Source organism: Streptomyces alboflavus, from assembly GCF_000716675.1.
Lineage (GTDB): Bacteria > Actinomycetota > Actinomycetes > Streptomycetales > Streptomycetaceae > Streptomyces > Streptomyces alboflavus.
In genome coordinates this window covers 110,722-133,022 of sequence record NZ_JNXT01000012.1, presented here as the reverse complement: position 1 = coordinate 133,022, position 22,301 = coordinate 110,722, and the positions used below count along the sequence as shown (strand labels likewise).

At 72.1% G+C, this 22,301-nt stretch carries 17 protein-coding genes; 14 read left to right on the top strand and 3 right to left on the bottom strand.

The window, feature by feature from the left end; genetic code table 11:
* Nucleotides 1–208 precede the first annotated feature (208 nt).
* The 3 genes from rox to OO63_RS11830 all read right to left on the bottom strand — a co-directional run bounded on the left by rox (nt 209) and on the right by OO63_RS11830 (nt 3,128).
* Nucleotides 209–1,636: a rifampin monooxygenase gene (rox, locus tag OO63_RS11840; RefSeq protein WP_030362949.1), complete on the bottom strand. Its 1,428-nt coding sequence runs from the start codon at nt 1,634–1,636 to the stop codon at nt 209–211.
* A gap of 180 nt (nt 1,637–1,816) precedes the next feature.
* The gene (locus OO63_RS11835) at nt 1,817–2,362 is read right to left on the bottom strand and encodes a hypothetical protein (RefSeq protein ID WP_030362948.1); all 546 of its coding nucleotides are present in this window, start codon (nt 2,360–2,362) and stop codon (nt 1,817–1,819) included.
* Between the two features lie 4 nt (nt 2,363–2,366).
* Nucleotides 2,367–3,128, bottom strand: coding sequence for a sulfite exporter TauE/SafE family protein (locus tag OO63_RS11830; RefSeq protein WP_030362947.1), 762 nt, complete (start codon nt 3,126–3,128; stop codon nt 2,367–2,369).
* A gap of 84 nt (nt 3,129–3,212) precedes the next feature.
* Here OO63_RS11830 and OO63_RS11825 point away from each other — a divergent pair, with 84 nt between their 5' ends.
* The 14 genes from OO63_RS11825 (at nt 3,213) to OO63_RS11765 (ending at nt 22,244) form a co-directional block, all read left to right on the top strand.
* Nucleotides 3,213–4,169 (top strand): LysR family transcriptional regulator, encoded by a 957-nt coding sequence (locus OO63_RS11825; RefSeq protein ID WP_030362946.1) that lies wholly within the window; start codon nt 3,213–3,215, stop codon nt 4,167–4,169.
* A 189-nt stretch (nt 4,170–4,358) separates the two neighbouring features.
* On the top strand, nt 4,359–5,750 hold the full coding sequence (locus tag OO63_RS11820; protein WP_051810769.1) for an OFA family MFS transporter: 1,392 nt from the start codon (nt 4,359–4,361) through the stop codon (nt 5,748–5,750).
* Nucleotides 5,680–5,868, top strand: a complete 189-nt coding sequence (locus tag OO63_RS47760; protein WP_078619083.1) for an MFS transporter small subunit — start codon at nt 5,680–5,682, stop codon at nt 5,866–5,868. The genes OO63_RS11820 and OO63_RS47760 overlap by 71 nt, the downstream gene beginning before the upstream one ends.
* Before the next feature lie 141 nt (nt 5,869–6,009).
* Nucleotides 6,010–6,957 carry a beta-ketoacyl-ACP synthase III gene (locus tag OO63_RS11815; protein ID WP_030362944.1) on the top strand — a complete coding sequence of 316 codons (948 nt, stop codon included), beginning with the start codon at nt 6,010–6,012 and terminating at the stop codon, nt 6,955–6,957.
* 146 nt (nt 6,958–7,103) lie between these two features.
* On the top strand, nt 7,104–7,781 hold the full coding sequence (locus OO63_RS11810) for a GntR family transcriptional regulator (RefSeq protein ID WP_030362943.1): 678 nt from the start codon (nt 7,104–7,106) through the stop codon (nt 7,779–7,781).
* Between the two features lie 638 nt (nt 7,782–8,419).
* A complete protein-coding gene (locus OO63_RS11805; protein WP_030360265.1) occupies nt 8,420–9,601 on the top strand; it encodes an ROK family transcriptional regulator in 1,182 nt (393 codons plus the stop codon).
* A 214-nt stretch (nt 9,602–9,815) separates the two neighbouring features.
* Nucleotides 9,816–11,402, top strand: coding sequence for a sugar ABC transporter ATP-binding protein (locus tag OO63_RS11800; protein ID WP_030360264.1), 1,587 nt, complete (start codon nt 9,816–9,818; stop codon nt 11,400–11,402).
* Nucleotides 11,399–12,418 carry an ABC transporter permease gene (locus OO63_RS11795; RefSeq protein WP_030360263.1) on the top strand — a complete coding sequence of 340 codons (1,020 nt, stop codon included), beginning with the start codon at nt 11,399–11,401 and terminating at the stop codon, nt 12,416–12,418. Before OO63_RS11800 ends, OO63_RS11795 begins: the two co-directional genes overlap by 4 nt.
* 12 nt (nt 12,419–12,430) lie before the next feature.
* On the top strand, nt 12,431–13,474 hold the full coding sequence (locus OO63_RS11790) for a substrate-binding domain-containing protein (RefSeq protein ID WP_030360262.1): 1,044 nt from the start codon (nt 12,431–12,433) through the stop codon (nt 13,472–13,474).
* Between the two features lie 48 nt (nt 13,475–13,522).
* A complete protein-coding gene (locus tag OO63_RS11785) occupies nt 13,523–14,905 on the top strand; it encodes a Gfo/Idh/MocA family protein (protein WP_051810768.1) in 1,383 nt (460 codons plus the stop codon).
* Nucleotides 14,906–14,917: 12 nt separating this feature from the next.
* Entirely contained in the window at nt 14,918–15,922 is a 1,005-nt protein-coding gene (locus OO63_RS11780) for a sugar phosphate isomerase/epimerase family protein (RefSeq protein ID WP_030360260.1), read from the top strand.
* 243 nt (nt 15,923–16,165) lie between these two features.
* Nucleotides 16,166–18,661, top strand: a complete 2,496-nt coding sequence (locus OO63_RS11775) for a PQQ-dependent sugar dehydrogenase (RefSeq protein WP_030360259.1) — start codon at nt 16,166–16,168, stop codon at nt 18,659–18,661.
* A 15-nt stretch (nt 18,662–18,676) separates the two neighbouring features.
* Nucleotides 18,677–20,107, top strand: coding sequence for a ThuA domain-containing protein (locus OO63_RS11770; RefSeq protein ID WP_051810767.1), 1,431 nt, complete (start codon nt 18,677–18,679; stop codon nt 20,105–20,107).
* A 745-nt stretch (nt 20,108–20,852) separates the two neighbouring features.
* Complete coding sequence (locus tag OO63_RS11765; protein WP_030360257.1) at nt 20,853–22,244, top strand: inositol-3-phosphate synthase; 1,392 nt, start codon at nt 20,853–20,855, stop codon at nt 22,242–22,244.
* The last annotated feature ends 57 nt before the right edge of the window (nt 22,245–22,301 follow it).

Below are 22,301 nucleotides of genomic sequence, written 5' to 3'. Positions count from 1 at the left end.
CGCGCTCCGTTCGGTTGAGGGTTCCGACGGACCGGCAGCGCTCTCAGGCTGCGCTGGTCGTGGGTGGCCGAGAAGCCACACACGGTAGATGGAATATTGTCTACAGTATGGAAGTTGGCGCAGCAAGGGGTCGGGCGAGCCCTCTCTCGCCCGACCGTGCGTCAGTTCGTGTGCACCGCGGTTCGCGGGTGGGTCGGTCGGCGGAGCGTCAGTTCGCCGCCGCCCCGAACCACTTGGGCAGCGCGCCCTCCAGCTCCCGCTGGTCCTCGCCGACCCACGCCACGTGCCCGTCCGGCCGCACCAGCACGGCGGGCACGTCCAGTTCCTCGCTCGTGTCGACGACGTGGTCGACCCGGTCCGCCCAGCCCGCCACCGAGAGCCGGCCGGTCTGGTCGAGCAGCAGCCCCCGGCCGCCGTGCATGAGCCCGTACAGGCGGCCGCGCTTCAACTCCACGTCCCGCAGCCGCCGTCCGAGCAGCTCGTGCCCGTCGCCGAAGTCGTAGCGGATCCCGATCGCGGTGATCTTCTCGATCAGGTGCCGGTTCACGTTGTCGAAGCCCGTCAGCTCCGCGAGCAGCCGGCGCACCGCGAGGGCACCCGGGTCGTCGGACATCAGGTGGATCTGCGCGCGGGTGTTGTCGAGCACGTCCGCGGCCACCGGGTGCCGTTCGGCGTGGTAGCTGTCGAGCAGCCCCTCGGGCGCCCAGCCGTGCACGGCGGCGGCCAGCTTCCAGCCGAGGTTGACCGCGTCCTGGATGCCGAGGTTGAGGCCCTGCCCGCCGGTCGGCGGGTGGATGTGCGCCGCGTCGCCCGCGAGCAGCGCCCGGCCGACCCGGTAGCGCTCGGCCTGCCGCGTCGCGTCGCCGAAGCGGGACAGCCAGCGCGGCGAGTGCGCGCCCAGATCAGTCCCCGCGAACGCCCGCAGCCGCTGCTTGAACTCCTCCAGGGTCGGCGGGGTCGTCCGGTCCTCCGACACCCCGTCGGCGGGCACGATCACGCGGTACACGCCGTCCCCCATGGGCATGGCGCCGAACCGCTGCTGGGTCTTGCGGACCTCGGCCACGACCTCCATCAGCGCCTCCTGCGACACGCCGAGCTCCATCGCGCCGAGCAGCGTCTCGACCCGCGCGGGCTCCCCGGGGAAGTCGACGCCGAGCAGCTTGCGCACCGTGCTGCGGCCGCCGTCGCAGCCCACTAGATAGCGCGAGCGCAGCCGGGTGCCGTCGGCGAGTTCGACCTCCACCCTGTCCTCGTCCTGGCTCAGCGCCACCACCTGGCAGCCGCGCCGGATCTCGACGCCCGACTCGACGGCGCGCTCGGTGAGGAGCCGCTCGGTGATCTCCTGCGGGATGCCGAGGACGTACGAGTGCGCCGTGTCGAGGTCCTCGGGCCACGACGAACCGAGACCGGCGAAGAAGCCGCCGACCGTGAACTGCTTCCCGAGCGGCAGGAACTTCTCAAGGAGCCCGCGCTGGTCCATCAGCTCGATGCTGCGCACATGCAGCCCCTGCGCACGGGACTGCGCGGTCGGCTCCGCCTCCTTCTCCAGGACGACCACCCGCACCTCGTGCAGCCGCAGTTCAGCGGCCAGCATCAGACCGGTCGGACCGCCACCGGTGATGATCACGTCGAACATGAAACCCCCATGAAGCAAACAAATGCATAGGTACGTCGCGAACTCTTGATTTCCGCAGGTCCTGGCCTGGGTCGGTCATTGTGCGGCATGCCCCGGGCCTTGCTGCAAGCCCCCTCGTGCGCTATACCTTGAGAGTGGCAAGGAGACGTTTCGCTCCTTGCCCTTCTTGTTTTCGCGGCTCTACGGGCCGCTGGGGGGCGTGGGGCGCAGCAGCGGGCCGGACACCGGCGCGTCCCCGAAGTCGCCGTCGCCGTCCTGGTGCCGCAGGACCCAGTCGTCGAGGTCGCGCGCGGCCTCCAGCGGCTCCCTGAGCAGGTACGACCGCCATCCTTCGGGCTCGTCGACGGCTGTGCCGGGCGCGTCGCACGCGTCGCCGGGGGAGCGAGGCCCCTCGCGGAAGCGGGCCTCGGCCGCCACGAACCGCTGCCGGGCCGCCCCCGCCGACACGTTCAGCGCGGCGCCGACCACCTGCCAGTCCGCCCCGGCGGCCCGCTCGTACACGGCGGCGGCCACCAGCAACCGGTGCGCCGCCGCGAGGAGGTGGACCGCGTCGGCAAGCGCGCTGCCGGGGGCCGTCGACGTGCCGTCCCCGCGCAGCTCGTCCGGGCCGACGGTGACGGCGGCGCGGGCGAGTTCGGACAGTTCGCAGGCCTCGTAGGCCAGGGCCACGCGGGCGCGCGCCGCCTCCGTCCACGGTGCGGCGGCCGCCGCCTCGCCCGTGCTCATCACGTCACCCCCGGACGAAGTACAGGGCCGTCATCGTCACCGCCGTGGTCAGCACGACGGCGCGCAGCACCCGCGCCGGGAGACGGCGGGCGAGATGGGCGCCCCCGAAGCCGCCGGCCACCGCGCCCGTCAGGAGGGCGCCGAGGACCAGCGGGGTGTCCAGGGCGTCCGAGGCCACGAGGAACAGCGCCGACGCCGTCAGGTACACCGCGGCGACCTGCGCGATCCGCATCGGGTTGCCCGCCGCGGCGTCGAGTCCCAGGCCGACGCTCCACAGGGCCAGCATCATGATGCCTACGGCTCCGCCGAAGTACCCGCCGTACACCGCGAGGGCGAACTGTGCGGCAAGGACGGCCCGGGGGCCCAGGGCGACCGGACCTCCCGGGCCCCTGCTCAGGGCGCCGATGACGCGGCGGCCGCAGGCCAGGAGCACCGTGGCGAAGGCAAGCAGCCACGGCACCGCCGCCTCGAAGGACGCCGCGGGCAGCATGAGCAGGAGCCCGGCGCCGAGTCCGCCGCCGAGCGCGCTCACGCCGGTGAGGGCCCGCGTGGACACCGTGCCGACCGGGCCGAGTTCACGCCGGTAGACCCAGGCGCCCGCCACCGCGCCCGGCACCAGCGCGACGGTCGAGGACGCGTTCGCCGTCACGGGCGGCACCCCGGCCGCGACCAGCGCGGGCAGCGCCACGAACGTGCCCCCGCCGCCGAGCGCGTTCAGGCCGCCGGCGGCGAACCCGGCGAGCAGGACCCACAGCGTCTCGGACATCTGCCGAGCATCGGCCCCCGAGCGGTACGCCCACAATGCGCGATCCGCGTACCCAGCCTAAGGCCCTGACATAGGCTGAATCAGGTGCGCTACGACCTGGACGACCTGCGGCTCTTCCTCGGCATCGTGACGGAGGGCTCCATCACGGCGGGCGCGCGGCGTGTGCACCTCAGCCTGCCCTCGGCCAGCGCCCGGGTGCGCGCCCTCGAACACCACGCCGGGGTGCCGCTCCTGATCCGCGGCAGACGGGGCGTGCGGCCCACCCCGGCGGGCGCGACCCTGGCCCGGCACGCCCGCGAGGTCCTGGTCCAGACGGCCCGGCTCGACAGCGCCGTCGCCGGCTACACCCGGGCCCCGGCCGCCGCGCTGACCCTGCTCTGCGGCGGCTCCGCCCGCTACCGGCTCGTCCCGCAGGCCCTCGTCACGTTCCTCGGCGCCCACCCGGACGTCGACGTCACGGTGTCCGAGCACCGCACCCCGCAGACCCTGCGGCGCCTGGCCGACGGCAAGGCGGACCTGGGCGTCGTGGTCGACGACGAGGCCCGCGACTGCGGCCTGGTCACCGAACCCCTCGGGGACGACTCGCTGGTGGTCATCGGCCAGGCGGGCGGGGTGCTCGCGGGGCGGGCCGGGCTGACCTACGGCGAGGTCGCCGAGCACCCGCTCGTCGGCCTCGACGCGGGCTCCTCACTGCGCCGCTGGATCGAGAGCCACCTCGGCCCGCACGCGCCGGTCGTACGCCACCGCACCACCGCCTCCGACCTCGACGTCCTCGTCTCCCTCGCCGCCGCGGGCGTCGGGCTCGCCGTCGTGCCCCGCCGCGCCGTCGACCCCCGCCTGCCCCTCGCCGTGTCCGCGCTCCGCGAGCCCTGGGCGCGCCGCCACCACCTGCTGGCCTGGGGCGTCACGGACGGATCCGCGTCGACGGCCACACGGGCGCTGGCCGAGCACCTGCGCAGGGCGGCGCTCGCGGAGGGGGCGTCCGGCGGCGGGGACGCGGCGGTGGCGGTCGGCCGAGGGGACGGGGAGACCGGCCCGTAGCCCGGCCGCGTACGCGAGCGAAGCATCCGTACAGAACGCTCAGCGCCCCCACAGCACACACAGCACACACAGCACACACAGCGCACCCAAGCAGCACACCCAAGCACCGCACCCGAATACTGCATACCGTCGACCAATCCCGGTCCGCCCCCTTCCCAACAGCCTCCTGGATTCCTACCGTTCGGGATCATGAGGCCCCCCGTAGCGCCACCCGGCTGGAGCCGCTGGCTCGTGCCGCCCGCCGCCCTGTCGGTGCATCTCTCGATCGGCCAGGCCTACGCCTGGAGTGTGTTCAAACCGCCCCTGGAGTCCGCGCTCGACCTGAGCGGCACCCAGAGCGCGCTGCCGTTCCAGCTCGGCATCGTCATGCTCGGCCTGTCCGCCGCGTTCGGCGGCACCCTCGTGGAGCGCAACGGGCCGCGCTGGGCGATGTCCGTCGCGCTCGTCTGCTTCTCCTCCGGCTTCCTGATCGCCGCGCTCGGCGCCGCGACCAGCCAGTACTGGCTGATCGTCTTCGGCTACGGCTTCGTCGGCGGCATCGGGCTCGGCATCGGCTACATCTCCCCGGTGTCCACGCTCATCAAGTGGTTCCCCGACCGGCCCGGCATGGCCACCGGAATCGCGATCATGGGGTTCGGCGGCGGCGCGCTGATCGCCTCGCCGTGGTCGGCGCAGATGCTGGAGACGTTCGGCGACGACTCCTCCGGCATCGCGCTCGCGTTCCTCGTCCACGGGTTGTCGTACGCGGCCTTCATGACCCTGGGTGTGCTGCTGGTGCGGGTGCCGGACGTCGCCGCGGGGCGCGGGGCCGTGTCCTCGGGCGGCTCCGCCGCGCGCCCGGCCCCCGCGGGACCGCAGGTGTCGGCGAGGCAGGCGATCCGCACCCCGCAGTTCTGGTGCCTGTGGGTGGTCCTGTGCATGAACGTGACCGCGGGAATCGGCATCCTGGAGAAGGCCGCGCCGATGATCACCGACTTCTTCGCGGACACCTCCACGCCCGTCTCCGCGTCCGCCGCCGCGGGCTTCGTCGCGCTGCTCTCGGCGGCGAACATGGCGGGCCGCATCGGCTGGTCGTCCGCGTCCGACCTCGTCGGCCGCAAGAACGTCTACCGCCTCTACCTGGGCGCGGGCGCGCTCATGTACTTCCTCATCGCCCGCTTCGGCGACGACTCCAAGCCCCTGTTCATCGTCTGCGCGCTGGTCATCCTCTCCTTCTACGGCGGCGGCTTCGCGACGATCCCGGCGTACCTGAAGGACCTCTTCGGCACCTACCAGGTCGGCGCGATCCACGGCCGCCTGCTCACCGCCTGGTCGCTCGCCGGGGTGCTCGGCCCGCTGATCGTGAACTGGGTGGCCGACCGCCAGGAGGAGGCGGGCAAGCACGGCCCCGGCCTCTACGGCCTCTCCCTGTCGATCATGATCGGCCTGCTCGTCATCGGGTTCGTGGCCAATGAGCTGGTACGTCCCGTGCACGCCCGCCACCACGTCTCCGCCCCGAAGGAGCTGTCCGATGACAACGCCGCCGACACAGCCGACACCGCCGACACCACCGACGCCGCCGATTCAGCCGCAGGCAAGTGACCGGGACCTGCCGCGCCGCCGCCCGCTGATCGTCGGGGCCTGGCTGTGGGTCGGGCTGCCCCTCGCGTACGGCGTCTACGAGCTCGTACACAAGGCCAAACAGCTCTTCACCGGGTGACACGATGTGGCGAAGCATCCAAAGCGGGCGCTCCTTTCCTGTCGCATTACGTCACCTGTTACCCGTGAGTCGCTGAGCAGACTGGACGGTCACGCACTTCCCGTACGTCCCGCACTGCCTGCACCACGAGGGGATCCGCCCATGCCCGGCTCACGCATCGCCGCTGTCGGCCACTACCAGCCCGCCAAGGTCCTCACGAACGACGACTTGACGGGCATGGTCGACACCAGCGACGAGTGGATCCGCTCCCGGGTGGGCATCCGCACCCGCCACATCGGCGGCCCGGAGGAGCCGGTCGACGAGCTCGCCGCGCACGCCGCCGCCAAGGCGCTCGCCTCCGCGGGCAGCGCGCCGTCGTCCGTGGACCTGGTCGTCGTCGCCACGTCCACGGCCATCGACCGCTCGCCGAACATGGCCGCGCGGGTCGCCGCCCGCCTGGGTCTCGTCTCGCCCGCCGCGATGGACGTCAACGTCGTCTGTGCGGGCTTCACGCACGCGCTCGCCACCGCCGACCACGCCGTACGGGCGGGGGCGGCGACCCGGGCCCTGGTCATCGGCGCCGACAAGATGTCCGCCGTCACGGACTGGACCGACCGCACGACGTGCGTGCTCGTCGGCGACGGCGCGGGCGCGGCCGTCGTCGAGCCGTGCGCGGAGGGGGAGGAGCCCGGGATCGGCCCGGTCCTGTGGGGCTCGGTGCCGGAGATGGGGCACGCGGTGCGCATCGAGGGGACGCCGCCGCGGTTCGCGCAGGAGGGGCAGAGCGTCTACCGCTGGGCCACCACGCGGCTGCCGCCGCTGGCCCGCGCGGCCTGCGAACGGGCCGGTCTGGCCCCGGCCGACCTCGCTGCGGTCGTCCTGCACCAGGCCAACCTGCGCATCGTCGAGCCGCTCGCCGACCGGATCGGCGCGGTCAACGCCGTCGTCGCCCGGGACGTGGTGGACTCCGGCAACACCTCGGCCGCGTCGGTGCCGCTCGCCCTGTCCAAGCTGGTCGAGCGGGGTGAGATCTCCAAGGGGGATCCGGTGCTGCTGTTCGGGTTCGGGGGGAACCTGTCGTACGCGGGGCAGGTCGTGCGCTGTCCGTGACGTGCGCTGTCGCTGTGCCGGGAGGCGGTCGGCCGTTGTGACGCGTCCAACTGCCCCTGGTACTGGCCCCTGTGCTCGGTAAACTGTAGACAAAAGCCAATCTGTTTCGCTTGACTCGGGTTGACGTCGTCCAGGAGGGGGCCGGGATGTTGTCCGCAGGACTGCCACAGGGGACAGTGCCCAAGTTGGAGCGGCCGGGCCCGCTGCGCGAGCGGGTGTACGAGGCGCTGCTCGAACTCATCACCACCCGCGCCCTGCGCCCTGGCCAGCACCTCGTCGAGAGCGAACTCGCCGGACACCTGGGCGTGTCCAGGCAGCCCGTGCGCGAGGCGTTGCAGCGGCTGAACACCGAGGGGTGGGTGGACCTGCGGCCCGCGCAGGGGGCGTTCGTGCACGAGCCGACGGAGGAGGAGGCCGACCAACTCCTCACCGTCCGCACCCTCTTGGAGGCCGAGGCCGCGCGGCTCGCCGCCGCGAACGCCGGGTCGGCGGGGATCGCCGCCCTCGAGGAGCTGTGCGCCAAGGGGGAGGCGGCCGTCGCGGACGGTGACGTGGACCTCGTCGTCGCCACGAACGCCGCGTTCCACGCCAAGGTGATGGAGCTGGCCGGGAACGTCGTCCTCGCTGAGCTGGCCGCCCAGGTCGACCGGCGTGTCCGCTGGTACTACACGCCGGTGGCCCGGCAGCGCGGCAAGCAGTCCTGGATCGAGCACCGCGCGCTCATCGCGGCGATCGCCGCGCGTGACGAGGCGGGGGCGACGGAGGTCATGCGGGCGCATACGGAGCACACGCGGAAGACGTACCACGAACGTGAGACGCCCTGACCGGGTGTGTCGGCTGGGACGGGCTCTTGCCCGCCCACCCGCCCGAGCTTGCACCGGCCTGTCCGACAGCCCGGCACCCTCGGCCCTGCCGGGGTCACCCCCGTTTCGGCGCTGCGCGCCTCGTCCTCAATCGCCGGACGGGCTCTCTCCCACCCACCCGCCCCAACCTGCACCGGCTGTGCAGCAGCGCGGCACCTTCAGCCCCGAAACGGCTCACCTCGCAGCGCCTGTCCGGCCCGACCCGCACATTGCAGCCCGCCCCGCAGCGCATTTCCGGCCCACCCCGCGGCACCCTCCCAGCCCGCCCCGCGGCGCCTTCCGGCCCGCCTCGGCGAGGTTTTCAGCCCGTCCGGCGTTTGAGGACGAGGCGCAGAGCGCCGATTCGGCGGGAGCTGTCCCACCCGCCCGGGACCTCCACCTTGGGGGTCCAGGGGCGCAGCCCCGGTTTCGGAGAAGGGGCGGGACTGGGGCGCCCCGCGAGGCCACCCACCCCCCTTTGTCCTCGAACTGGAGAAAGTAGGAGGGAATTCGTACGCAACTTCTTCCCAGTCCCGGCAACCGCTGCTACGTTCCCCTCGAAAGCCCAACGAACACACACGGGATTCGGCCGAACAGGCGGGGAGGGGCGCGTGAGACGTATGACGGCTCGACCCGCCAACGCGCACCAGGCGCGGCTACTGCGGCTGCTGCGCGACGGAGGGCCCAACTCCCGCGCCCAACTGGGCGACCAGGTCGACCTCTCCCGGTCCAAACTGGCCGTGGAGGTGGACCGCCTCCTGGACACAGGACTCGTGGTCGCCGACGGCCTCGCGGCGTCCCGAGGCGGCCGCCGCTCCCACAACATCCGCCTGGCCCCGGCCCTCCGCTTCCTCGGCGTGGACATCGGCGCGACCTCGGTCGACGTCGCGGTCACCAACGCCGAGCTGGAGGTACTCGGCCACATCAACCAGCCCATGGACGTACGCGAGGGCCCGGTCGCGGTCTTCGAGCAAGTCCTCGCCATGGCAGCCAAGTTGCGCGCCTCCGGGCTCGCGGAGGGATTCGACGGCGCCGGCATCGGCGTACCGGGGCCCGTCCGCTTCCCCGAGGGCGTCCCGGTCGCACCGCCGATCATGCCCGGCTGGGACGGCTTCCCCGTGCGGGAGGCGCTCAGCCAGGACCTCGGCTGCCCGGTGATGGTCGACAACGACGTGAACCTGATGGCGATGGGCGAGCAGCACGCGGGCGTCGCCCGCTCCGTGGCCGACTTCCTGTGCGTCAAGATCGGCACGGGCATCGGCTGCGGCATCGTCGTCGGCGGCGAGGTCTACCGCGGCACGACGGGCAGCGCGGGCGACATCGGCCACATCCAGGTCGAGCCGGACGGCCGCCCGTGCGCCTGCGGCAACAAGGGCTGCCTGGAGGCATACTTCAGCGGCGCCGCGCTCGCCCGCGACGCCGAGGACGCCGCCCACCAGGGGAGTTCACCGGAGCTCTGCACCCGATTCGAGAACTCCGGCGCGCTCACCGCCGTCGACGTCGCCGCGGCGGCCGCCGCCGGTGACGCCACCGCCCTCGACTTGATCCGCGCCGGTGGCAACCGCACCGGCCAGGTCATCGCGGGCCTCGTCAGCTTCTTCAACCCCGGTCTCGTGGTGATCGGCGGCGGCGTCACCGGCCTCGGCCACACGCTGCTCGCCGCGATCCGCACCCAGGTCTATCGCCAGTCGCTGCCCCTCGCGACCGGCAACCTCCCCATCGTCCTCGGTGAGTTGGGCCCCACCGCCGGAGTCATCGGCGGCGCCCGCCTCATCAGCGACCACCTGTTCTCCCCGGCCTAGCCGCCCCGGGCACCCGTACGCGCGAGCGCCGGGCCGCGGCGCCTTGATCGTTATTGTCATGCCCTTTACAAGATCGCCCTGCCCTTTCTCACCGGCTTCATCAGCTCCGCCAGCCTCTCTCAGCGACTCCATCAGCTCCGCCAGCCCCCTCCCGCCACCCTCCGCTTCGCCCTGCTCTGCCCTGAAACCGGCCGCACCCCCCGAGGGAACCGTCATGGCACCAGAACCACCCCTGCTCACCATGTCCGGCATCACCAAGTCGTTCCCGGGCGTCCGCGCGCTCGACGGCGTCGACCTGCATGTCCAGGCCGGTGAGGTGCACTGCCTGCTCGGCCAGAACGGCGCCGGCAAGTCCACGCTCATCAAGGTCCTCGCGGGCGCCCACCAGCCGGACGACGGCACCATCGTCTGGCGCGGCGACGAGGTCACCCTGCGCTCGCCGATCGCCGCCATGCGCCTCGGCGTCGCCACCATCTACCAGGAACTCGACCTGGTGGAGGGCCTGTCCGTGGCCGAGAACGTCTACCTCGGGCACGAGCCGACCGCCGCCGGTTTCGTGGTCCGCGGCCGGGACGCACGCGCCTCGACCGCCGCACTGCTCAGGCGCCTCGGGCACAGCGAGATCGACCCGGCGCGGCTCGTCGGGGACCTGTCGGCCGCCCAGCAGCAGATCGTGTCGATGGCCCGCGCGCTCTCCCACGAGGTGCGGCTCATCGTCATGGACGAACCGTCCGCCGCGCTCGACCCCGACGAGGTCGACAACCTCTTTCGCATCGTGGGCGATCTGACGGCCGACGGCGTCGCCGTCGTCTACATCTCGCACCGGCTGGAGGAGATCCGCCGCATCGGCGACCGCGTCACCGTCCTCAAGGACGGCCGCGCCGTCGCCGTCGGCCTGCCCGCCAAGGAGACACCGACACGCGAGGTCATCGCGCTGATGACGGGCCGCAACGTCGAGTACGTCTTCCCGGAGCGGGCACCCCGCGACCAGGACGGCAGCCCCCTGCCCGACCCCGTCCTCGTCGTCCAGGGCCTCGCCCGCGACGGCGAGTTCGCGCCCCTCGACCTCGAACTGCGGCCCGGCGAGATCGTCGGCCTCGCCGGGCTCGTCGGCTCCGGGCGCTCGGAGATCCTGGAGACCATCTATGGCGCCCGCAGGCCGACCGGCGGCCAAGTCCGCGTAGACGGACGGGTGTTGCGGCCTGGCAGCGTCCGCGCGGCGGTGCGCGCCGGGCTCGGGCTCGCCCCCGAGGAGCGCAAGGCCCAGGGCCTGCTCATGCTGGAGTCCGTCACCCGCAATGTGTCCGTCTCCTCCATGTCCCGCTTCTCGTACGGGGGTTGGCTGGACCGGACGAAGGAGCGCGAGGCCGCCCGCACCGCGACGCGCGAGCTGTCGCTGCGGCCCGACAACCCCTCGGTCCCGGTGCGCACGCTCTCCGGCGGCAACCAGCAGAAGGCGGTCCTCGCCCGGTGGCTGCTGCGCGGCTGTCGCGTCCTGCTGCTCGACGAGCCGACCCGCGGTGTCGACGTCGGCGCCCGCGCCGAGCTGTACACCGTCATCCGGCGGCTCGCCGACGAGGGCCTCGCTGTCCTCCTCGTCTCCAGCGAGGTGCCGGAGGTCCTCGGCCTCGCCGACCGCGTCCTCGTCCTGCGCGAGGGCCGGGTCGTCCACACCGCTCCCGCGCACGACCTCGACGAACACCGCGTGCTCGACCTCGTCCTGGCGTCGAGCACGCCCGGCCCGACCCTCACCAAGGGCCCCCACGGCCCCGCCACCACGGAAGGAAGCCCGGCGTCATGACGCAGCCCGCATCGCCCGCCCGGCCCGTCACCGAGAAGAGCCCGCCGGCGGACGCCCCCAAGAGCCCGTGGCGGTCCCTCGTCACCCGCGTCGACGTGCGCACCCTTTCGCTGCTCGGTGTGCTCGCCGCCCTCGTCGTGATCGGCGGTGTCACGGAGCCCGACGCGTTCCTGGACACCGACAACCTGCAACTCGTCCTCACCCAGGCGTCCGTCATCGGCGTGGTCACCGTCGGCATGACCTTCGTGATCATCTCCGGCGGCATCGACCTGTCGGTCGGCGCGATCGTGGCGCTCGCGTCGGTGTGGGCCACGACGGTCGCCACCCAGGAGTACGGCTTCGCGGGCATCCTCTTCACGGCCGTCGTCGTCGGACTCGGCTGCGGTCTCGTGAACGGACTGCTCATCGCGTACGGGCGCATGGTGCCGTTCATCGCCACCCTCGCCATGCTCGCATCGGGCCGCGGCCTGGCCCTGGAGATCACCGACGGCAAGACGCAGATGGTCACCGTCGACAGTGTCCTGAAGCTCGGCGAGCGCGACTCCTACGTGCTCGGCATCCCGCCGCTCGTGATGGTCTTCGCGGCCGTGACGGTGGTCGGCTGGCTGCTGCTGAACCGGACCACGTTCGGTCGCCGTTCGGTGGCCGTCGGCGGCAACGCCGAGGCGGCGCGGCTCGCGGGCATCGACGTCCGGCGGCAGCGGCTCTATCTGTATCTGCTGTCCGGGCTGTGCTGCGGCATCGCGGCGTTCCTGCTGATCGTCCTCGCGGGCTCGGGCCAGAACACCAACGGCAATCTGTACGAGCTGGACGCCATCGCCGCCGCGATCATCGGCGGCACGCTGCTGAGCGGGGGCCGGGGCACCATCACGGGCTCCGTGCTCGGCGTCCTGATCTTCATCACGATCCAGAACATCTTCGCGCTCAACAACCTGGAGACCGCCGTCCAGCAGATCGCCAAGGGCGCGATCATCGTGGCCGCGGTCCTCGTCCAGCGGCGTACGGCTACCACGTAAGGGGTTCAAGTCATGCCAGATTTCGCGAGCCGCAGAGGACTGCTCTTCGGAGCGGCCGCCGTGTCGGCCGGTGCCGTGCTCACCGGCTGCACCAGCAACGAGTCCAAGGACGACGACTCGCCGTCCGACAACAACCAGGCCGTCGCCGACGACAAGCCCGGCAAGAAGGTCACCATCGGCTTCGCCGGGCCGCAGGCCGACCACGGCTGGCTGAACGCCATCAACGACAACGCCAAGTCGCGGGCGAAGAAGTACAAGGACGTCACCCTGGAGGCCACCGAGGGCTCCAACGACACGGCCGCGCAGATCGGCCAGGTCGAGACCCTCATCAACAAGAAGGTCGACGTCCTCGTCATCCTGCCCGCCGACGGGAAGGCCCTCACGCAGGTCGGCCTGAAGGCCATGAAGGCCGGGATCCCCGTCGTCAACCTCGACCGGATCTTCGCGTCCGCGCAGGCGTACCGCTGCTGGATCGGCGGCGACAACTACGGCATGGGCCTGAACGCCGGGCACTACATCGGCGAGAAGCTCAAGGGCAAGAAGAACGCCAAGGTCGTCGAGCTGGCCGGCCTGGACAACCTGGAGCTGACCAAGCAGCGCACCAAGGGCTTCGACGACGCCCTGAAGAACTACTCGAACATCGAGAAGGTCGCCCGGCAGGCCGCGGAGTTCACCGTCGAGTCCGGGCAGTCGAAGATGTCGCAGCTCCTGCAGGCGCAGAAGAACTTCGACGCCCTGTGGAACCACGACGACGACCAGGGCGTGGGCGCGCTGCGGGCGATCAAGCAGGCCGGGCGCGACGACTTCCTGATGGTCGGCGGCGCGGGCGCGCTGTCCGCGTTCCAGGAGATCAAGCAGGACCGTGGCGTGCTCAAGGCCACCGTCCTGTACCCGCCGACGATGGCGGCGTCCGCGATCGACCTGGCGCGGGCGCTCGGCCAGGGCAAGGGCGTCAGCGGCATGGCCGAGTTCGAGATCCCGGCCTCCCTGACGCTCTACTCGGCCGTCGTCGACAAGGACAACGTCGACCAGTACATGTCCACCGGCTTCAAGTGAGGTGCCCACTGACCCGCGAAGCAGGCGACGACCAGGAGGAGTTACCGCATGAGTGAGACGGAACACGAGGCCGCTGCCGGGGGCACTGCCGGGGCCGGGCCGACCGACGGCCTCCGGGCCGGGCGGCGTCGGCTCGGCGTGGGCATGGTCGGCTACGCCTTCATGGGCGCCGCCCACTCCCAGGGCTGGCGCACCGTCGGCCACGTCTTCGACCTGCCCCTGGGCGCGCGGCTCGCCGCCGTGTGCGGGCGCGACGGCGCCGCCGTGCGCGCCGCCGCCGACCGGCTCGGCTGGGACGCCGCCGAGACCGACTGGCGCGCCCTGATCGCCCGCGACGACGTCGACGTCGTCGACATCTGCACACCGGGCGACAGCCACGCGGAGATCGCCGTCGCCGCGCTCGACGCGGGCAAGCACGTGTTGTGCGAGAAGCCGCTCGCCAACACCGTCGAGGAGGCCGAGGCGATGGCGGCCGCCGCCGAACGGGCCGCCGCGCGCGGCCAGGTGGCGATGGTCGGCTTCAACTACCGCCGCGTGCCCGCCCTCGCGCTCGCCCGCCGGATGGTCGCCGAAGGGCGCCTCGGCACGCTGCGGCACGTCCGTCTCACCTACCTCCAGGACTGGCTGGTCGACCCGGCCTTCCCGCTGACCTGGCGGCTGCGCAAGGACCGCGCGGGCTCCGGCGCGCTCGGCGACCTCGGCGCGCACATCGTGGACCTCGCGCAGTTCCTGACGGGCGAGGCCGTCGCGGGCGTCTCGGCGCTGACCGAGACCTTCGTACGCGAACGGCCGCTGCCCGAGGGGTCCTCCACCGGGATCACGGCGGCGGGCACCGGAGCTGATCCCGGGGCTGATCCCGGAGCTGATCCCGGGGCCGATCCCGGGGCCGATCCGGGCGCCGGAGCGCGGGCCGACGGCAGGTCCGGGGCCAGGTCCGGGCAGGTCACCGTCGACGACGCCGCCGTCTTCACGGCGCGGTTCCCCTCCGGCGCCCTCGCCACCTTCGAGGCGACCCGGTTCGCCACCGGGCGCAAGAACGCCCTGCGGCTCGAACTCAACGGATCCGCGGGCTCGCTGGCCTTCGACCTGGAGCGCCTGAACGAACTCTCCTTCCACGACCACACCGAACCCGCCGCGTCCGCCGGCTTCCGCCGCATTCTCGTCACCGAACCAGGGCACCCCTACCTGGAGGCCTGGTGGCCGCCGGGACACGGACTCGGCTACGAGCACACCTTCGTGCATCAGGCCCGCGACCTGCTCCACGCCATCGCGTCGGGCACCGCGCCCGCGCCCTCCTTCGCGGACGGCCTCTCGGTGCAGCGGGTCCTCGCGGCCGTCGAGGAGAGCGCCGAGAAGAACGCCGTGTACACCCCCGTGAGCGGCCCCACACCCACCCCCGCCCCCGTCGACGCCAGCGTCAACCTCGCCTGAGGAGGCTCGCCGATGCCCCGCTCGTTCACGCTCTTCACCGGCCAGTGGGCGGACCTGCCCCTGGAGGAGGTCTGCACCCTGGCCCGCGACTTCGGCTACGACGGCCTCGAACTCGCCTGCTGGGGCGACCACTTCGAGGTCGACAAGGCCCTCGCCGATCCCTCGTACGTCGACGGGCGGCACGCCCTGCTCGACAAGTACGGCCTGAAGTGCTGGGCCATCTCCAACCACCTGGTCGGCCAGGCGGTCTGCGACGCGATCATCGACGAGCGCCACCAGGCGATCCTGCCGTCCCGCATCTGGGGCGACGGCGACGCCGAGGGCGTGCGGCAGCGGGCGGCGGCCGAGATGGCGGACACCGCGCGGGCCGCGGCGAAGTTCGGCGTGGACACCGTCGTCGGCTTCACGGGGTCGGCGATCTGGCATCTGGTCGCGATGTTCCCGCCCGCCCCGGAGTCGATGATCGAGCGCGGCTACGAGGACTTCGCGGAGCGCTGGAACCCGATCCTGGACGTCTTCGACGCCGAGGGCGTCCGGTTCGCGCACGAGGTCCACCCCTCGGAGATCGCGTACGACTACTGGACGACGCACAAGGCCCTGGACGCCATCGGCCACCGCCCGGCCTTCGGCCTCAACTTCGACCCCTCCCACTTCGTGTGGCAGGACCTGGACCCGGTCGGCTTCCTCTACGACTTCCGGGACCGGATCTACCACGTCGACTGCAAGGAGGCCCGCAAGCGCCTCGACGGCCGCAGCGGTCGGCTCGGCTCCCATCTGCCCTGGGGCGATCCGCGGCGCGGCTGGGACTTCGTCTCTACGGGGCACGGGGACGTCCCCTGGGAGGACGTGTTCCGGATGCTGCGCTCGATCGGCTACGACGGGCCGGTCTCGGTGGAGTGGGAGGACGCCGGGATGGACCGGCTGCAAGGCGCTCCTGAGGCCCTGCGGCACCTGAAGGCGTACGACTTCGAGCCTCCGACGGCGTCGTTCGACGCGGCGTTCGGCGGCGAGAAGTAGCCGACCACGGGGGACCGCGGAGCCCGTCCGCCGGGCTCCGCGGTGCACCGGCCTGCCCGGAGGCGAGTTTGTCCACGCGCGGGAAAAAGTCCAACTAAAGGGCTGTGCAAGGGCTTTTCGCCGAGGACAAACCTGGCTACCGTCCCTGATGTGTACAGGACATAGACCTCTCCCGGGGTGACGGCGCATCCCGGGCGCCACACCCGCACCCCCACAGCGAACGGCCCCCGACCGGAGGACCCCGTGCACAGACTCCGCCCACGCAACCGCAGAGGCCTCGCCCTGCTCACCGGAACCCTGCTCACCGCCGCCACCCTCACCTTCGCAGCCCCGCACGCGGGCGCGCAGCCCGACGCGCAGCCCGACGCCCAGCAGCGGGCACAGCCGGAACCGCAGCCGCGGGCCGAGCCGAAGGCCGAGGACTTCCAGCAGGTCACCCTCGCCAAGGGCGAGCCGGAGATGGGCGAGCCGATGACGCTCGCCGTGCTCCCCGACCGCTCCGTCCTGCACACCTCCCGCGACGGCACCGTCCGCCTGACCGACGCCACCGGGCAGACCAAGGTCGCCGGGAAGATACCCGTCTACAGCCACGACGAAGAAGGCCTCCAAGGCGTCGGCGTCGACCCGGGCTTCGCCAAGAACAGGGCCGTCTACTTCTATTACGCCCCGCCCCTGAGCACCCCCGCGGGCGACGCCCCCAACGACGGCACCGCGGCCGACTTCAAGAAGTTCGACGGCGTGAACCGGCTCTCCCGCTTCGTCCTGAAGGCCGACGGCACCCTGGACACCAAGAGCGAGAAGAAGGTCCTCGACGTCCCCGCGAGCCGCGGCATCTGCTGCCACGTCGGCGGCGACATCGACTTCGACAAGGCCGGCAACCTCTACCTGTCGACCGGCGACGACTCCAACCCCTTCGCCTCCGACGGCTACACCCCCATCGACGAGCGACCCACCCGCAACCCCGCCTACGACGCCCAGCGCACCTCCGGGAACACCAACGACCTGCGCGGCAAGATCCTGCGCATCAAGGTGCGCAAGGACGGCTCGTACTCCGTGCCCAGCGGGAACCTCTTCAAGAAGGGCACCAAGAAGACCCGCCCCGAGATCTACGCGATGGGCTTCCGCAACCCCTTCCGGATGAGCGTCGACAAGCCCACCGGCATCGTCTACGTAGGCGACTACGGCCCCGACGCGGGCAAGGCTGACCCCAAGCGCGGCCCTTCCGGACAGGTCGAGTTCGCCCGCGTCACCAAGCCCGGCAACTTCGGCTGGCCGTACTGCACCGGCAAGAACGAGCCGTACATCGACTACGACTTCGCCACCGGCGCCTCCGGCGCGGCCTTCGACTGCGCCGCGCCGAAGAACACCTCGCCGCACAACACCGGCCTCACCGCGCTGCCCCCGGCGCAGCCCGCCTGGATCCCCTACGACGGCGGGTCGGTCCCCGAGTTCGGCACCGGCTCGGAGTCGCCCATGGGCGGCCCCGTCTACCGCTACGACGCGCAGCTCGACTCGCCCGTCAAGTTCCCGCAGGTGTACGACGGGAACTACTTCGCCGGGGAGTTCGGACGCCGCTGGATCAAGCGCATCGACCAGGGCGCCGACGGCACCGTGAAGTCCATCAACGCCTTCCCCTGGAAGGGCACCCAGGTGATGGACATGGAGTTCGGCCCCGACGGCGCCCTGTACGTCCTGGACTACGGCACCGGCTTCTTCAACGGCGACGAGCACTCCGCCCTCTACCGCATCGAGAACGCCACCGGCGGCCACTCGCCGGTCGTCGAGGCCGAGGCGTCCGTGACCAGTGGCCAGGCCCCGCTCGCCACCAAGTTCACCGCGAAGGCCACGGACGCCGACGGCGACGCGCTGACCTACGCCTGGGACTTCGGGGACGGCACGAAGTCCACCGAGCAGAACCCTTCCCACACGTACGACAAGAACGGCGTCTACACCGCGACCGTCACCGCCAAGGACCCCTCGGGCCGCACCGGTACCGCGAGCGCGCACGTCACCGTCGGCAACACCGCGCCCACCGTGAAGCTGGAACTCCCCGAGGACGGGCAGCTGTTCACCTTCGGCGACAAGGTGCCCTTCAAGGTGACCGTGACCGACCCGGAGGACGGCACGATCGACTGCGCCAAGGTCAAGGTCACCCACATCCTCGGCCATGACAGCCACGGCCACCCCGTGACCTCCGCCAACGGCTGCGAGGGCACCCTGCAGACGACGGCCGACGGCGAGCACGACCCGAACGCCAACATCTTCGGGGTCTTCGACGCCGAGTACACCGACAAGGGCGCGAACGGCCAGCCCGCCCTCACCACCCACGACCAGAACGTCGTCCAGCCCAAGCACCGCCAGGGCGAGCACTACGGCGACTCCAAGGGCGTCTCCGTCGTCAGCCACACCCCCGCCCACGGCGGCAAGACCGTCGGCGACATCCACAACGGCGACTGGATCTCCTTCAAGCCCTACGTCCTCTCCAACGCCACGAAGCTGACCGCACGCGTCGCCTCCGCCGGCTCCGGCGGCACCCTCGAAGTGCGCGCCGGGTCCGCCGACGGCACCCTCCTCGGCACCGCGAAGGTCGACCCCACCGGGTCGTGGGAGACATACACCGACGTGTCGACCGGCCTCTCCGGAGCACCCGCGGGGACGACGACGCTCTTCCTCGTCTTCAAGGGCGAGGGCACGGGCGCGCTCTACGACGTCGACGACTTCATCATCACCACGAGCTGAGGACGGGGGCACCCCATGCGCGCACCAGCACGTCTGATCACCGCGACGGCGGCCGCCGCCCTGCTCATCGGCTGTGTCTCCGGCCCGGCGGCGTCCGACTCGGACTCCGCCCGCCCGGACAGCGACCGGAAGAAGGCGGGCGAACGGGTCCTGGTCTTCTCCAAGACGGCCGGATTCCGCCACGACTCCATCCCCGACGGCATCGCCGCCGTCAAGGACCTCGGCGCCGTACACGGCTTCACCGTCGACGCGACCGAGAACGCGGGCGCCTTCACCACCAAGAACCTCGCCCGCTACGACGCCGTCATCTGGCTCTCCACCACCGGCGACGTCCTGAACGGCAAACAGCAGTCCGCCTTCGAGCGCTACATCCGCGCGGGCGGCGGCTACGTCGGTGTCCACGCCGCCGCCGACACCGAGTACGACTGGCCCTTCTACGGCCGCCTCGCGGGCGCCTACTTCCAGTCCCACCCCGCGATCCAACCCGCGAAGATCAAGGTCGAGGACCATGCCCACCCGGCCACCGCCCACCTCGGCGCGGTCTGGGACCGCACCGACGAGTGGTACAACTACCGCGCCAACCCGCGCGACCGTGCCCGCGTCCTCGCCACCCTCGACGAGTCGTCCTACAGCGGCGGCACCATGGGCGGCGACCACCCCATCGCCTGGTGCCAGGGGTCCGTCGACGGCACCCCCGGCCGCTCCTTCTACACCGGCGGCGGCCACACCAAGGAGTCCTACGCCGACCCCGCCTTCCGGGGGCACCTCCTCGGCGGCATCCGCTACGCCGTCGGCGCCGCCCAGGCCGACTGCCGTCCCGAACAGGGCTACACCCCCCTCTTCGACGGCACCGCCGCCTCCCTCGCCCGCTGGAAGCAGGCCGGACCCGGCTCCTTCGAGCGGAAGGACGACGGCACCATCACCTCCGTCGGCGGCATGGGCCTGCTCTGGTACGAACCCAAGCAGTTCGGCTCGTACTCCCTGAAGCTCGACTGGAAGATCTCCGGCGCCGACAAGGACGACAACTCCGGGATCTTCGTGGGCTTCCCGCCCTCCGACGACCCCTGGACCGCCGTCAACAACGGCTACGAGATCCAGATCGACGCCACCGACGTCCCCGAGAAGACCACCGGCTCGGTCTACGGCTTCAAGTCCGCCGACCTCGCCGCCCGCGACCGGGCCCTGAACCCGCCGGGACAGTGGAACACCTACGAACTCCGCGTCGAGGGCGAGCACCTGCAGATCTGGCTCAACGGCGTGAAGATCAACGACTTCACCAACACCGACCCGGCGCGGAGCCTGCGCGACGGCCACATCGGCATCCAGAACCACGGCGCCGACGACCAGGTCGCGTTCCGCGACATCCGGATCAAGGAGCTCCCCTCCGGCAAGGCGCTCCCCACCGGTCCGGACCTGCCCACCACCAGTCAGGTGGGCAGCCACTAGACGACGGTGGGCGGAGGACGCCGGACCTCCGCCCACCGTCTTGCCCACCTCGCCGGGCGCGGGGCGGGGTTCGCTTCGCGCGGCGTGGAGTCCGGTCTGCGTGCGGTGGGGTTCGCTTCGCGCGGCGTGGACCGGTCTGCGTGCGGTGGGGTCCACCTCGTGCGGCGTGAGGGTCACGCTGTACGGCGTGGGGTTCGCGCTGTGTGGTGTGGGGTTCGCGTTGACGTGGTGCGGCGTGGGGTTCGCATTCGCATGGTGCGGTGCGGGGTTCGACCCGCGTGGTGCGGGGGATGTGCCGCGTGGTGCGGGGCTCGTCGCATGAGGTGGGCGGAGTCCGCATCGTCCGGCGTGGAACTCGCGTTGCATGGCGTGGAGTTCGGTCCGTGCGGCGTGAGGCTCGGTCCGCTTGGTGTGGAGTTCGGCCCGCGTGGTGCGGGTGAGGTGCCGCAGGGCGCGGATGCCTGTCCGCGTGGTGTGGGTGAGGTGCCGCAGGGCGCGGATGCCTGTCCGTGTGGCGCGAGTGAGGTACCGCGAGGCGCGGACCGGGGTCCGTGTGGCGCGGGTGAGGTACCGCGAGGCGCGGATCCCGGTCCGTGAGGCGCGAGTGAAGTACCGCAGGGCGCGGGCCCCGGTCCGCGTGGTGCGGGTGACGACCGTACGTGTCCGACGACAGGAGGCAGCCGTGTCCACCGAGTCCCCTTCTGCCAGCTCTGCCAGCTCTGCCGGCTCTGCCAGTTCTGCTGGCGTGCGCCTGGCCGCTTCCACCGGCCCGGGCCGGACCGGGGTGTGGCTGATCGGAGCGCGCGGCTCCGTCGCTACGACAGCCATCGCGGGCTGCGCGGCGATGTCGGCGGGGCTGCACCCGCCCACCGGCCTGGTCACCGAGACACCTCCCTTCTCCGGCATCGGACTGCCGACGTTGTCCTCCCTCGTCTTCGGCGGGCACGACACCATGGAGTGCCCGCTGCCCAAACGCGCCGAACACCTCGCCGCCGGAGGCGTCCTGCCCCACGGCCTCCCTACCGCCGTGCACGCCGAACTGGCCGCCGCCGACGCCGAGATCCGCACGGGCGGGCCCCTCCCCGGCGACTCCCGCACCGACGACGAGCTGATCACCGCCTTCGCCGAGGAGATCCGCGACTTCACCCACCGCCACCGGCTGGCCCGCGTGGTCGTCATCAACGTGGCCTCGACGGAACCGGCGTTGGTGCCGGGCGCACCGGCGGTCGGCGCGACCGGGGTGGGGTCTGCTTCGGCGGGGTCGAACTCGGACTCGGGCTTGGGGTCGAGGTCGAGCTTGGGGTCGGACTCGGACTCGGACTCGGGCTTGGGGTCGGGCTTGAGGTCCGGGTCGGGCGGGTCGGGCGTGGGCGACGCGGCGTCCGCTTCTGCCGGGTCAGCCCCAACCACTCCCGAACCGGGGCCGGGCTCGTCCGCATCGACGCCCGCCTCAGCCGAACCGCCCCCCAGTTCCGCCGACCGGCTGCCGCCCAGCTCCCTCTACGCCGCCGCCGCGCTCCGCGCCGGTGCCCCCTACGTCAACTTCACCCCCTCGACCGGCCTGCACCACCCCGCCCTCGCCGCCCTGGCCGCCGCCTCCGGGCTGCCCTTCGCCGGGCGGGACGGCAAGACCGGGCAGACGCTGCTGCGGTCCGTGCTCGGCCCGATGTTCGCCCAGCGCGCCCTGGCCGTCCGTGCCTGGTCCGGCACCAACCTCCTCGGCGGTGGCGACGGCGCCGCCCTCGCCGACCCCGCCGCGGCCGCCGCCAAGAACGCGGGCAAGGAACGCGTCCTCGCCGACACCCTCGGCACCGTCCCCGAGGGCGAGGTCCACATCGACGACGTCCCCGCCCTCGGCGACTGGAAGACCGCTTGGGACCACATCGCGTTCGACGGCTTCCTCGGCACCCGCATGACCCTCCAGACCACCTGGCAGGGCTGCGACTCGGCCCTCGCCGCACCCCTGATCCTGGACCTGGCCCGCCTCCTGGCCCGCGCCCACGAAGCAGGACTCGACGGACCACGCCCCGAACTTGCCTTCTACTTCAAGGATCCCGACCCCGGCGCCTCCTCCGCCCTACCCGACCAGCACCTCGCACTCCTCGCCTTCGCCGACCGCCTCCGGGAGACCACGTGAACGCCCGGCATCTGGTCCTGCACGGGCCGCCCCACCCTGCGCCCGCGTCGGTCACCG

Excerpts from the sequence above, each read along its gene's own strand:
- OO63_RS11800 (WP_030360264.1), top strand. The coding sequence starts at position 9,816 with ATGGCACCAGAACCACCCCTGCTCACCATGTCCGGCATCACCAAGTCG.
- OO63_RS11790 (WP_030360262.1), top strand. The coding sequence starts at position 12,431 with ATGCCAGATTTCGCGAGCCGCAGAGGACTGCTCTTCGGAGCGGCCGCC.
- OO63_RS11830 (WP_030362947.1), bottom strand. The coding sequence starts at position 3,128 with ATGTCCGAGACGCTGTGGGTCCTGCTCGCCGGGTTCGCCGCCGGCGGC.
- OO63_RS11770 (WP_051810767.1), top strand. The coding sequence starts at position 18,677 with ATGCGCGCACCAGCACGTCTGATCACCGCGACGGCGGCCGCCGCCCTG.
- OO63_RS47760 (WP_078619083.1), top strand. The coding sequence starts at position 5,680 with ATGACAACGCCGCCGACACAGCCGACACCGCCGACACCACCGACGCCG.
- OO63_RS11820 (WP_051810769.1), top strand. The coding sequence starts at position 4,359 with ATGAGGCCCCCCGTAGCGCCACCCGGCTGGAGCCGCTGGCTCGTGCCG.
- OO63_RS11805 (WP_030360265.1), top strand. The coding sequence starts at position 8,420 with ATGACGGCTCGACCCGCCAACGCGCACCAGGCGCGGCTACTGCGGCTG.
- OO63_RS11785 (WP_051810768.1), top strand. The coding sequence starts at position 13,523 with ATGAGTGAGACGGAACACGAGGCCGCTGCCGGGGGCACTGCCGGGGCC.
- OO63_RS11815 (WP_030362944.1), top strand. The coding sequence starts at position 6,010 with ATGCCCGGCTCACGCATCGCCGCTGTCGGCCACTACCAGCCCGCCAAG.
- OO63_RS11795 (WP_030360263.1), top strand. The coding sequence starts at position 11,399 with ATGACGCAGCCCGCATCGCCCGCCCGGCCCGTCACCGAGAAGAGCCCG.
- rox (WP_030362949.1), bottom strand. The coding sequence starts at position 1,636 with ATGTTCGACGTGATCATCACCGGTGGCGGTCCGACCGGTCTGATGCTG.
- OO63_RS11780 (WP_030360260.1), top strand. The coding sequence starts at position 14,918 with ATGCCCCGCTCGTTCACGCTCTTCACCGGCCAGTGGGCGGACCTGCCC.
- OO63_RS11810 (WP_030362943.1), top strand. The coding sequence starts at position 7,104 with ATGTTGTCCGCAGGACTGCCACAGGGGACAGTGCCCAAGTTGGAGCGG.
- OO63_RS11835 (WP_030362948.1), bottom strand. The coding sequence starts at position 2,362 with ATGAGCACGGGCGAGGCGGCGGCCGCCGCACCGTGGACGGAGGCGGCG.